At 49.6% G+C, this 12,490-nt stretch carries 11 protein-coding genes; 4 read left to right on the top strand and 7 right to left on the bottom strand.

Annotation, left to right across the window (positions count from 1 at the left end):
• The first annotated feature begins 149 nt into the window (after nt 1–149).
• Nucleotides 150–1,541 carry a SpoVR family protein gene (locus WDY75_RS07555; RefSeq protein WP_006212170.1) on the top strand — a complete coding sequence of 464 codons (1,392 nt, stop codon included), beginning with the start codon at nt 150–152 and terminating at the stop codon, nt 1,539–1,541.
• 117 nt (nt 1,542–1,658) lie between these two features.
• Here WDY75_RS07555 and WDY75_RS07550 read toward each other — a convergent pair whose 3' ends face one another.
• Entirely contained in the window at nt 1,659–2,726 is a 1,068-nt protein-coding gene (locus WDY75_RS07550; RefSeq protein ID WP_036639614.1) for a globin-coupled sensor protein, read from the bottom strand.
• 240 nt (nt 2,727–2,966) lie between these two features.
• Nucleotides 2,967–4,862, bottom strand: a complete 1,896-nt coding sequence (locus tag WDY75_RS07545) for a PrkA family serine protein kinase (protein WP_036639617.1) — start codon at nt 4,860–4,862, stop codon at nt 2,967–2,969.
• Between the two features lie 266 nt (nt 4,863–5,128).
• Between WDY75_RS07545 and WDY75_RS07540 the strand changes: the two genes are divergently transcribed.
• The gene (locus tag WDY75_RS07540; RefSeq protein ID WP_036639619.1) at nt 5,129–5,908 is read left to right on the top strand and encodes a DUF2161 family putative PD-(D/E)XK-type phosphodiesterase; all 780 of its coding nucleotides are present in this window, start codon (nt 5,129–5,131) and stop codon (nt 5,906–5,908) included.
• A gap of 141 nt (nt 5,909–6,049) precedes the next feature.
• On the opposite strand, the gene WDY75_RS07535 is transcribed toward WDY75_RS07540, so the two are convergent.
• Together WDY75_RS07535 and WDY75_RS07530 are read right to left on the bottom strand one after the other, a co-directional pair.
• Complete coding sequence (locus WDY75_RS07535; protein ID WP_036639622.1) at nt 6,050–7,264, bottom strand: PLP-dependent aminotransferase family protein; 1,215 nt, start codon at nt 7,262–7,264, stop codon at nt 6,050–6,052.
• 110 nt (nt 7,265–7,374) lie between these two features.
• Entirely contained in the window at nt 7,375–8,031 is a 657-nt protein-coding gene (locus tag WDY75_RS07530; protein ID WP_006212175.1) for a helix-turn-helix transcriptional regulator, read from the bottom strand.
• A gap of 381 nt (nt 8,032–8,412) precedes the next feature.
• Here WDY75_RS07530 and WDY75_RS07525 point away from each other — a divergent pair, with 381 nt between their 5' ends.
• Together WDY75_RS07525 and WDY75_RS07520 are read left to right on the top strand one after the other, a co-directional pair.
• Complete coding sequence (locus WDY75_RS07525; protein WP_036639662.1) at nt 8,413–8,820, top strand: hypothetical protein; 408 nt, start codon at nt 8,413–8,415, stop codon at nt 8,818–8,820.
• The gene (locus tag WDY75_RS07520) at nt 8,817–9,902 is read left to right on the top strand and encodes a phosphodiester glycosidase family protein (RefSeq protein ID WP_063480415.1); all 1,086 of its coding nucleotides are present in this window, start codon (nt 8,817–8,819) and stop codon (nt 9,900–9,902) included. The genes WDY75_RS07525 and WDY75_RS07520 overlap by 4 nt, the downstream gene beginning before the upstream one ends.
• A gap of 285 nt (nt 9,903–10,187) precedes the next feature.
• Here the strand turns inward: WDY75_RS07520 and WDY75_RS07515 are convergent, their stop codons facing one another.
• The 3 genes from WDY75_RS07515 to serC all read right to left on the bottom strand — a co-directional run bounded on the left by WDY75_RS07515 (nt 10,188) and on the right by serC (nt 12,321).
• Nucleotides 10,188–10,442, bottom strand: coding sequence for an AbrB/MazE/SpoVT family DNA-binding domain-containing protein (locus tag WDY75_RS07515; RefSeq protein WP_009595823.1), 255 nt, complete (start codon nt 10,440–10,442; stop codon nt 10,188–10,190).
• Nucleotides 10,443–10,638: 196 nt separating this feature from the next.
• A complete protein-coding gene (gene trmL / locus WDY75_RS07510; protein ID WP_036639629.1) occupies nt 10,639–11,103 on the bottom strand; it encodes a tRNA (uridine(34)/cytosine(34)/5-carboxymethylaminomethyluridine(34)-2'-O)-methyltransferase TrmL in 465 nt (154 codons plus the stop codon).
• A gap of 129 nt (nt 11,104–11,232) precedes the next feature.
• A complete protein-coding gene (serC, locus tag WDY75_RS07505; protein ID WP_036639632.1) occupies nt 11,233–12,321 on the bottom strand; it encodes a 3-phosphoserine/phosphohydroxythreonine transaminase in 1,089 nt (362 codons plus the stop codon).
• Nucleotides 12,322–12,490: the final 169 nt, after the last annotated feature.

The raw sequence follows: 12,490 nt of genomic DNA, 5'->3' as shown, positions 1-12,490 counted from the left end.
CTTCCTACATCTTCAGACTGGGCTGAAAGCCCAGTTTCTAGAAGCGGCCTGTACATATTCACGCCCTCCCCTCTTCAGCCCGCATATCTGCAGCGAGTTGCCATATAAATGATAAGAACCATGTTTTTCATGACGAAGGGGGGATCCTCGTGCACCAAGACGAGATCGCGGAACTGGAACGTTCTATTGCGGAGATTACCGAAATCGCTACAGGCTTTGGCCTTGATTTTTACCCTATGCGATATGAGATCTGCCCGGCAGACATCATATACACCTTCGGCGCCTACGGCATGCCCACCCGGTTCAGCCATTGGAGCTTTGGAAAAACCTTTAATAAAATGAAGTTGCAATACGACTTCGGCCTTAGCAAAATATACGAACTCGTCATCAACTCCAATCCGTGCTACGCGTTTCTCCTGGACGGCAATTCCCTGATCCAGAACAAACTCATTGTGGCCCATGTGCTGGCACACTGTGATTTCTTCAAGAACAACGCCCGCTTCTCCGTCTCCAACCGCAATATGGTCGAGAGCATGTCGGCAACGGCCGAGCGTATCTCCCGCTATGAGATTGAGCACGGGACCGAAGCGGTTGAGCAGTTTATCGATGCTGTGCTTGCGATTCAGGAGCATGTAGATCCTCATATTATTAGACCGGATAAACTCGACAAGCAGCGTTACAATGCTCGCCGGGTACTGGAGCGCAAGGAGGAAGCCAAACGGCATAAGCCCCCTGGCCGGTACGACGATTTGTGGGACATCGATGAAGAAAAGCAAGAGAAAGCCGAGAATTCAACCCCGACACCAAAGCGCTTCCCGCCGGAACCGGAGAAAGACATCATGTGGTTTATTCAGGAACACTCCGATATTCTGGAGGATTGGCAGCGGGATATCATGAGCATGCTGCGAGAGGAGATGCTGTACTTCTGGCCGCAGATGGAAACGAAGATCATGAACGAAGGCTGGGCTTCGTACTGGCATCAGCGCATCCTGCGGGAAATGGATCTGACCAGCGAGGAAACCGTGGAATTCGCCAAGCTTAACGCCTCGGTCGTACAGCCGTCACGCCACAGCCTGAACCCTTATTACCTCGGGCTTAAGATTTTCGAGGATATCGAACGCCGCTGGGACCGGGAGAAGATGTTTGATGTACGCGAATATGATTCGGACATCTCATTCCTGCGCAATTATTTGACAAAGGAATTAGTGGAGGATCTGGATCTCTACGTGTTTGAGAAAAAGGGGCCGGAGTGGAAAATCACCGACAAAGCATGGGAGAATATCCGCGACCAGCTGGTCGTTTCCCGTGTGAACGGAGGTTCCCCGTTTCTCGTCATTACCGATGGCGATCATCTCCGTTCCGGTGAGATGATGATCAAGCATTTATACGAAGGGATTGAGCTTGACCTTAAATACATGGAACGCACCATCCCTTATGTTTACCGGCTCTGGGGCAAACCTGTGCATCTGCACAGCATGATCGAAGGCAAACCGATTCTGTTCTCCTATGACGGCAAGAAACTTCATCGGCGATTTATTTAACAGTGCTTGATGCATGGATATAGCTGCTTACAACAACAGCACCCGCGAGTGAGTGAATCCCTCATCGCGGGTGCTTTGTTTACCGATATTCAACGATCCATGCGTAGGCTGTTTGACCTAGACGGTCACCTTCTCAGCTTGCTTCAAGGTTTCGACATGGGTATCATGCTTCTGAACATCATACTCATGTTGAAGCGATTCCAAATCATCAGCCAGCTTCTCCATCATCTTCACGAAGGCAGCCAGTTCCTGCGAGCTTGCCGCCTGATTGCGGGCATTAATTGACGTTTTCTCCGATTCCTGTTCAACGAGCCCCAGCTTGCGGATGATGCCGCTGACCTTGTCCTGAATTTCGTCCATCGCCTTCTTGGAATGGGTGGCAAGCTTTCGCACTTCGCCAGCAACAACTTCGAAACCTCGGCCTAACTCGCCAGCATGAGCTGCTTCAATCGCGGCATTCAGGCCGAGCAAGTGGCTCTGATCCGAAATTTCCCGGATCAAACTCCCCATCTGTTCGATGTGCAGGATTTCATTGCCAAGCTCCGAAGTTAGTGTATGCGCTTTATCCTGCGCTTCTGCTGTCTTCATGGCATTGTCGGCCATAAGCGCTGCACTTTGATCCAGCTCCACAATCATGGCGGTCAATTCCTGGACTGCTTCTGTAATCGCTTCCAACATTTTTTGCTGATCCGTGACCAATCGGTTAATCTTCTCTTTCTCTTTCATTTCGTAAGCTTCCAGTACGAGCTGGGAATCCAAATTAAACATTTTGCTAAGCGCATGCACCACTTGAGTCCACTGATCCGGCACGATTTGTTTCAGCAAATCGGCTGCAATATCAAGATACACCATGTAGCTTCCGAGATAATAGTCCGTTGTCAGGCCAATTCTGGAATGAACCTGTCCGATCTTGATTCGGTCGGAAATGTAAGACTCATCCACTCTGCCAGCTGCGAGTGACAGCCAATACACCCGCTGGGTCTCCTTCAGCCGCTCCATGGTCGAGGTACGATCAATAATCTGCATCAGCTGCGGCTGTGTGCCGATCTGCGCGTAAAACCGGTTAACGACCTCTTCCACGACCTTCTCAAACACATCACGATGGTTGGCTAACAGCGCCAACCCGTGCTCATCCAATCCGATAAACTCCAGCTGTTGACGTCTTTTTGGGGAAACATCAATCATTTCGAAAAATCCACTCCTAAATAGCGTGATCCATATCACAGGTTCAAGTACTTAGGGTCCATTATAGCCTATATTTACCACCTGGACATAATCCTAAAGTCCTAATTACACGCAGGTTTGCACCAATCATAACCAGGATAACTCCTTTATAAACCGTGAGAAACCACCCCGAATCCATAGAGTAGTCTCTCACGTTAATCACTTTGTTCTAGATTACAACTTCAACATACAGCTTCGACATTACCGGTTCAACAGACTGCCCACATAGCGCAGCAGCTCGTTGGCACATACCGGGCAATATCCATGCTCCTCAATCAATCTGGAGCTGACCTCGTTGATCCGTTTCAACTGCACGGCATCCGGTGTTTTGGTCGAGGTTGTAATCTTGACGATATCCTTGAGATCGGTGAACAGCTTCTTCTCAATCGCTTCGCGCAGGCGCTCATGATTGTGGTACTCGAATTTTTTGCCCTTGCGCGAGTAGGCTGAGATGCGAATCATAATCTCTTCCCGGAAAGCCTTCTTCGCATTTTCCGAGACTCCGATCTGCTCCTCGATCGAGCGCATCAGTCTTTCATCCGGATCCATCTCCTCATCGGTCAGCGGATCGCGGATTTTCGTCCAGTTGCAGAACGCCTCGATATTATCCAGATAATTCTCAAACAGCGTCTTGGCGGACTCTTCGAAGGAATACACAAAAGCCTTCTGCACCTCCTTCTTGGCCAAGTCATCATATTCCTTACGTGCGGCGGCGATGAAGTTCAGATAACGCTCCCGTTCGTCCTTCGTGATGGAAGCATGCTGATCCAGACCGTCCTTGATCGCCCGCAGCATATCCAGCGCGTTAATGCACTGAAGATCTTGCTTAATAAGAGCACTTGATATCCGGTTGATGACATAACGCGGGTCAATACCGGACATCCCCTCTTCCAGGTATTCATTCTGCATCTCTTTTAAATCCGCTTCTTTATAGCCCTCTACTTCCACACCGTCGTACATGCGCATTTTTTTGATCAAGTCCATGCCCTGCTTCTTCGTTTCCTTCAGGCGCGTCAATACGGAGAATATGGCGGCTGAACGAAGGGCATGCGGCGCCACATGGATATGCTTCATATCACTTTGGCCAATCAGCTTTGAGTAGATTTTCTCCTCATCACTGACTCTCAGATTATAGGGAATCGGCATCACAATCATCCGGGACTGCAGCGCCTCATTTTTCTTGTTTGCTATAAACGCTTTGTACTCGGATTCGTTGGTATGGGCCACAATCAGCTCATCCGCGCTGATCAGCGCAAACCGGCCTGCTTTAAAGTTTCCTTCCTGGGTCAGGGACAATAAATTCCACAGAAACTTCTCATCGCATTTCAGCATCTCCTGAAATTCCATCAGACCGCGGTTTGCCTTGTTCAACTCGCCGTCAAAACGGTACGCGCGAGGATCGGATTCTGAGCCATATTCCGTAATGGTGGAAAAATCGATGCTGCCGGTTAAGTCCGCAATGTCCTGGGATTTAGGGTCGGAAGGGCTGAATGTCCCGATGCCGACTCTGCTCTCCTCGGAGATGAGCACCCGCTGGACTTCAACCTGCTCGATATCTCCGCCGTATTCGGTTTTGAGTCTCAACTGGCAGGCCGGGCACAAATTCCCCTCAATTCGAACGCCAAGCTCCTTCTCGATTTCCGGTCTGAGCTCAAGAGGAATCAAATGAAGCGGTTCCTCCTGCATCGGGCAGCCGGAGATCGCATACACCGCTCCCCGGTCGGTACGGGAATGCTTCTCCAGGCCCCTCTTCAGCAGCGTAACCAAGGTCGATTTACCGCCGCTGACCGGCCCCATAAGCAGCAGTATGCGTTTGCGTACATCGAGCCTGCGGGCCGCGGAATGGAAATATTCCTCTACGAGTTTCTCAACCGCACGGTCGAGACCGAAAATTTCCTGTTCAAAAAACTTATATTTTTTCTGGCCCCCGATCTCCTCAAAACCGTAGGATTCGATCATGTCATATACACGGGCATGTGCCGTCATGGCTGGAGAGGGGTCCTTCTTCAGCAATTCGATGTATTCCCTGAATGTGCCGCTCCACGCCAAACGGTCGCCTTCAGCCCGATACGATGCTATGCGTTCGAAAATATCCATATCGCTACCTCCTATGAGTCTGTTTATGGGGATTGGCTTCCATTCCACAGCGTCATTAGAAAACATTCCATTTTCGAAAAAAGTGTATTACATACCTATGCGGCTTACTTGGAATAGTTGACCTTATTTTCGAAGTCAAGCAAGTGCTTTTTTGATGAACTCTCCGAGCAGTCTACACCCGGATACGCATGAAAGCAGTCCCCATGCTATACTGAAATTACATTAACGTGACATCAAACATGTTTCGGATCAAAAGGAGAGTAACCATGGCGATAAAGCATGAAGCCGAGCTGTACGCTCCCTTAAAAGCCTTTTTTGAAATGAATGGATATGAAGTAAAAGGTGAGGTTCGCCATTGTGATCTTGTCGGTATGAAGGAAGGCCTCGAGGAGCCGCTTATTGTGGAGTTAAAAAAAACATTTAATCTTGCGCTGCTGCTCCAGGGCATCGAGAGACTGAAGCTGACTCCGTACGTTTATCTGGCGGTCGAGAAGAGCCGTGCGAAAAAAGGAGCGGTCAATCAGCGCTGGAACGAGCTGTCAGGGTTATGCGGGCGCCTGGGTCTGGGACTTATCACGGTAACCTTCTACAAAACCAAAGCGCCTTTTGTGGAAGTGCTCTGTGAGCCGGAGATGGCCGTACAGACGGGCCGAACGGCCATCAGACGGAAGGAGCGCCTGTTGTATGAGTTTCGGGAGCGCAGCGGTGATTACAACACGGGCGGCATAACAAGAGCCAAGCTGGTTACCGCATATCGCGAGAAAACGCTGCGTGTAGCTGCAGCCATGAATTCCGCGGAAGCGGAGCAGCGCAGCTTGCATGAACTGCAGGAGCAGGAGCACGGGCTTCAAGCAGGGCGTGCAGCCGCTGCGCTGCCCGGCATTTCCCCCGCGGCTGTGCGGGATCGAAGCGGCGTAGGATCGGCTGCTGATATCCTGCAGCGCAATTATTATGGCTGGTTCCGCCGGGTGAGCCGCGGACGCTACGTGCTGACGCCTGCCGGTATCCAAGCCCTGGCAGACTACGCCACCGTGTTAAAATCATAAAATGTACATTCATCAGCCCGAAAACCGGCAAATCCCGTGATGCAAAAAAAGGCTGCTGATTCTACTCCAGACCTGATAACAGGTCCAATCAGCAGCCTACCCTATGTTATTAACGATACTTAAAGAAGCAGCCTTCCATGTCTAATTACGGGCAGTAAATTCCAGCACCGCTTCGCTGATCAGATTCATGCCCAGCAGCAGCTCATCCCGGCCCGGATGCGTAAAATTCAGCCGGATGCATTCACGGGTATGATCTTCGGCGGAACACATCGAGCCTGGCAGGAAAGCCGCACCTTTGAGTAAAGAAGCTCTCAGCAGCGCATCGCCATTCAAGCCAGGTGGCAGCTGCACCCAGAGAAACATCCCGCCGGAAGGTACCGCATACGTCGAATCCTTCCATGCGCTGCGCTTCAGCAGCTCTACCATCAGTTTAAGCCTCGTTGCGTACTCCCGGTTCAGCATGCCGATGTGATCCTCCAGCTGAAAATGCTTGGATTCCAGCAGATTGTGCAGCATCCGCTGATTCAGCATACTGGATTGCCAATCGGCCATTTGCTTCACCGCCGTCATCATCTCAATGACGCGCCGATTTCCGGCGGCCCATCCTGTACGAAGTGCCGGTGCAACCGTTTTGCTGAAGGAGCCAACATACAGAACATGCTTACCCTGGGGTTCCTCCAGTGAGAATATTGAAGGAATTCTTGTCCCCTGATTCTTGGCATCCGCAAAATAAAGATCGCCGTAAGAATCATCCTCCACAATGAGAAGCCCATGCTGAACACACAGCTCCAGCACCTGCTTGCGCCGCTCCAAACTCCACATCACGCCTGTCGGATTGGTAAAATTGGGCGCAGCCATCAGCAGCTTCGGCTTGTGCTGCCGGATCATCGCTTCGAGATGCTCTGGCAGCATCCCGTTCTGATCTCCCTCAACAGGCACAATGAGGGCGCCCTGTAGACGCAGCACCTGAAGCAGTCCAGGCGAGGTTGGATTCTCGACCAGCACCGGGTCACCCGGGTCCACATACACCCTGACCAGCAAGTCAATGGCCTGCTGCGTACCGGTTGTCAGTAAAATATGCTGGGGCTGAACGCTAAGCCCCTTTCGCCGGGAAAAATCCTGGCTCAGCCATTCGCGGAGCGGCCCGTATCCTTCCGCCTCACCATACTGCAGCGCTAGCGGATCCTCAGACAGGACCGATGTCGCTGCCTCTGCCAGAGAATGCAGAGGGAATAACTCTTCGGCCGGAAGCTCTTCTGCCAAGGAAATAAAAGAATCCCGCTTCGCAAGTTCCCTGATATCGCGCAGCGGGGATGACAAAAGGGTCTGTGCACGGGAAGCAAAGGAATACTGCATGGAAGTCCCTCCTCTAACCGTTATCAAAACCTCGGTTTTGTATTCAGGAGCCTCTTAACAACCTCTAAAAGGTATTCCTGATGTTTATATATTATACCTTATGAACCACATCACGCATATATTTGCCTGCCTTGGCGGGTATACAGTGCGTACTTTTCGATCGCTTGCGCACGGGTGGAGACCCCAAGCTTCACGTATATTTTGCGGAGGTAATTATCAATGGAGCGGCGGCTTACTTGAATTTCCATGGCAATTTTATCGTAGGTGATGCCTTGGACAATCCGTTCCATAATAAAGGCCTCCGTCTCGGAGAGCTGAAGTCCACCTTCATTCATGGCAGAGGCCGTTAGCGGCCATATTCCTTGCCTTACCCACTCGAGCGGCAGTGATGCAACACCTTCCCGCAGGCCGGTAATCATATGTATAAGCTGAAAGGTGGATGCCTGTTTGGATAACAGCCCGCTTGCGCCGCGGCTGATCAAGGATTGCAGCAAGGGAAGACCATCGTTATCGGTCATGATGACAACATGGGTCCTCGGAGACAGCTGCTTCATCTGCTCCAGCACGGCTTCAGACGTGTGCTCCTGCAGGTGATAATCCAATAGAACCAAGTCAGGAAGCAAATCCCCGACCAATCGAAGCCCTTCTGAATCTGAGGATGTCATTCCCTCAACGAGCAGATCCTGCTGCTCTTCCAAAATCAATTTTGTTCCCAGCATGCTTGTAGGTTGACTGCCAACTATAACTACCCGCCAAACCTGATTCATTTTCTAATAGACCTCCTGTTTCAACGAACTTGAATCTCTATCATCTCTATTAAGTAAGCGCCGTCATTTCCTTACATACCCGGCATGCGATTTCTCGTTGTTTGCGGCTATGGATTGATACAATTCCATCCTGTTATCCGTATAGAAAAAAGGTTAATTAATCCTATAGACGCAGGGCCTTTGACGATATGTATGGCGAATGTCTTATATGTATCCTATTTGATAATCAAATCTATACAGATTGTATCCCACTCTAACTTTCTAGGCAATCTATTTTTCATAAAAAACGCGCGCTTTTTGTTCGTCTTTGCGAAAGTAATCCTGACATGATAGAATGATATCTGGAAAAAATGATAGTTTTTGAGGGGTGATGATATGCCAATGTTAGAGCCGGAAAACAATGCCCCCTATAAATCCCGTGAGGAAGTGCATCAAAAAGGGCCTTCTACCAAATGGTTCTGGGTATTTTGGATTGTTCTGATCGGGCTGGGGACGACCGCAGCCTACCTATATAGCAATCATTTAAAAGAGCAGGTCGTTGTGCAGTTGCAGCAGGATACGCGCAAGGAGATGGCATCGTTCAAAGCGGAGTATGACCAAAGATTTAATGAGCTGGTTCAGGAAATGGATGAGATGCAGAGCAAGGTTCAGTCCTTTAATGAACTGCTGACCTTTACCAAGGATCAGGCTAGCGGCAAGACGGACAACAGCAATAAGCTGTATAGTCAGTTAAGCCAGGTAGAGAAACAGCTGAAGGAGCTGGAACGCAAGATGGAGCTGCTCAAGTGACCAGGCTGAGATATATTCGTCCCAAGCAGCTCAACCGAACGTTTATGCTAGCCATCGCTCCTTTTATCGGATTGCTGCTGTGTATGTGGTTGATAACCAAGCCGCCGCACCTATCACACGAAACCGCTGAGTACATACCTTCCAGCAGCATATCGGAACAGTCCGCCGTCATCATGCAAGAATTGGATCAAGCGTCCGTCACTGCGGAGCAAACGATATCTTCTATTGAAAAAACAGCCAAGCTCTATCAGCAGACGACAGCCTCGGTAGGAACGATTCTGCGAACCGCGGAATCCCAGGCTGCACGCCCGGAGCAAATCTATAACCGCCGGATCACAAGCAAACTGGGGGTCCCGATCGAGACGGTTAACAGCGACCGGATTCGAATCGAGTTATATAAGATCAATCCGGGTACCTATCACGGTTACGCGATGAAGGTCAAGCTGAAGGACCCTTCCGCCATGAGTATGTCACTGGGCAGTGAAAGCGGCAGACCCGGGTCCGTCGAAACGACCATGCGTGCGGTAAGTCGGCATGGCGCGGTTGCCGGCATTAATGCCGGCGGATACGCGGATGGCAACGGGGGCAGGCATCCGCTAAGCACAACCTTTTATAAGGGCAAGTACGTTTCAGGATTTCAACCGAGCTTTAAGGATCTTTCCTTTGTCGGCATGAGCAAATCCGGCAAGCTGATCGGTGGAAAATTCTACAATCAGAGCGATCTTGATCGCCTGGATCCGGTATTCGGTGCTACCTTTGTGCCCGTGCTGCTCCAAAACGGCTACAAAACCACCATTCCCGAGAAGTGGCGAACGGCCCCTCGACGGGCACCTCGCACGGTCATCGGCAATTACAAGGATGATCAGCTGCTCATTCTCGTAACCGAAGGATACGATGAGAAGGGTAAATCCGGCGCTACACTGCAGGAACTGCAAAACAAGCTGAAAAAATTGGGCGTCATCGACGCTTATAATCTGGATGGCGGCGGCTCGGCCTCCCTTGTCCTGAACGGTCGTGTCGTGAACAAGCCATCAGACGGAAGTCTGCGGCCCGTGCCAACACACTTCCTATTTTTCGAGTAATGGAATCGGCTTCATATTCTCATTTATTTTTTCGCCCAAGGTGGTTATAATAAGAATAGCTTAGCAGGAGGTGGCAAGGATGTCTTTCTCATTAACCTTTTGGATCGTCATGCTCGTGTTTGCCCTTTACATGGTCGGCATTTGGACCTCGTCATACAATGATGATAAAACCAAAGGCCTGTAAGGCATAAACTCCCCCGAAATACGGGGGAGTTTTTATTTTATTGCGAAACAAAAAAGGCACCGCTCTTTAGCGATGCTCAAAAGGTAATTCATATTAGGCAACTAGGCATGTTTCGGAAGCTGTTGCATTTCGGACATGCATTGCGAGCAGATGTAGCGCTCTTTAAACTCGCTTACACCATCCATAGAACCACAGAAGACACACTTCGGACGATAGCGCTCTAATATAATATGGTCCCCCTGTACAAGAATTTCTACGGGATCCCCCTCGTTCATTTGATATCTCTTCCGCAGAGACTTAGGCAGAACGATTCTTCCCAGCTGATCGACCTTACGAACAACACCAGCAGGTTTCATAACGATTGTACACCTCTTTCATTTTCAACAAGTGATTTCTGACACCACAATTACAGAACTGATAATAAGGGCCTAGTATAATAGTTCGATAAAAAGTTGTCGAATCCTGCTGGATATTAAGAATTTCTTAGTTTTTTTCAATATCAAATAGGTATACTGGATGATTTTTCCCTAAAAACTCGAAGTTTTGCAGCTTTTAATCCATACCCGGGAAATCCAGCTGGCGTAATGCCTCGTATACCATAATCGCAGCCGAATTGGACAAATTCAGCGAGCGGACCTTATCTGTCATCGGCATCCGTATGCAATGCTCGCTATTTGCAGCAAGCAGCTCTGGAGGCAGACCCTTGGTCTCTTTGCCAAAAACCAGAAAATCGCCATCCTGATACTCGATATCCATGTAACGCTTGGTTGCCTTCGTCGTGGCATAGAAATAACGTCCGTCCGGATACAGTGCCTTTAATTCCTCAAAGGAATCGTGGTATTCAATATGTACGGCATACCAGTAATCAAGCCCTGCCCGCTTCAATGTTTTATCATCTGTATTAAAGCCGAGCGGACGGACCAGATGCAGATGAGTGCCTGTTGCGGCACAGGTTCTGGCGATATTGCCCGTATTGGCGGGGATTTCCGGTTCGACTAGTACGATGTGTAATGCCATGTTGATAAAGTCCACCTTTTCTTCTGTTTTCTTCTATTATAACCGATTCCATCCCGAATTCCCGGGGTATCCAGAAATAACCTTCCGCTGATGGGCGGAAGGTTATTTCTGTTCATCTTCGATGATGTATTAGCTGCGGCTGTTCTGGAACTGCTGCATAAATTGTACAAGCGCCTGAGCGCTCTCGTACGGAAGGGCATTATACACCGAAGCGCGCAAACCGCCGACGCTGCGATGGCCTTTTAGACCGACAAAGCCTTCTTGCTCCGAAGCCTTAACAAATTCCTTCTCCAGCTCTTCCGTGCCCAGACGGAACGTAATATTCATATCCGAACGCACTTCTGCGTTCACGCAGCCGCGATAGAAACCGCCGCTGCTATCGATGGCATCATAGATGAGTGCGGCTTTCTTCCGGTTCAGCTCCTGAACGCCTTCAAGCCCACCCTTCTCCTGAATCCATTTGAGAACCTCATTAATCATATATATGCCAAAGGACGGCGGCGTATTGTAGAGCGAATTGTTTTTCAAATAAGTATCATAACGGAGCATACTTGGCAGATGTTTAGGAGAATCTGTAATCATATCCTCTCTGACAATCACAACGGCCACGCCGGATGGTCCAAGGTTCTTCTGCGCACCGGCATATACCATGGCAAATTGGCTTAGATCAAAAGGACGGCTCAGGATATCACTCGACATATCGCAGATCAGCGGTACGGATCCGGTATCCGGGAATTCCTTAAACTGTGTGCCTTCAATGGTTTCATTGGAAGTCAGATGAAGATAAGCTGCATGATCGGATAGCTTGATATCTTGAAGCTCAGGCAAAGCCATGTATTTGCTCGCTTCCGATGAGGCGGCAACATGGGTTTCGCCAATCAGCCTGGCTTCCTTAATCGCCTTCTCGGCCCAGCTGCCTGTCATCACATAATTTGCAACCTGGCCTTGTCCCAAAAAGTTCATCGGAATCATCGCAAATTGCGTGCTGGCACCACCCTGAATGAATAACACCTTGTACCCGGACGGATTTCCCAGCAGGGACAGCAGGCGTTCCTGCGCTTCATTATGAACTGCTTCATAGACGGCACCGCGATGCGACATTTCCATGATCGACATGCCCGTATCCCCGTAATTGACGAATTCAGCCTGAGCGCGCTCCAACACTTCAAGCGGCAGCGCAGCAGGCCCTGCATTAAAATTGTATGCTCTCTTGCTCAAAAGACTCTCCACCCTTTCTCCTTGTTCCCTTTATCGCTTTATAGATTTAAAGCTAATCATAGCAACAAAGCGAAGGTCCATCAAGTGCATTTTATACAATTTTTTATTCTCCATCAAAAACGGATAAATCCTACAGTTCCAACCTGCGAAGACCCAAAAGGGACACCCT

The organism is Paenibacillus glucanolyticus, from assembly GCF_037333485.1.
Classification (GTDB): domain Bacteria; phylum Bacillota; class Bacilli; order Paenibacillales; family Paenibacillaceae; genus Paenibacillus_AQ; species Paenibacillus_AQ glucanolyticus.
The sequence above is the reverse complement of the archived record's forward strand: the minus strand, read 5'-3'. Positions and strand labels throughout refer to the sequence as shown.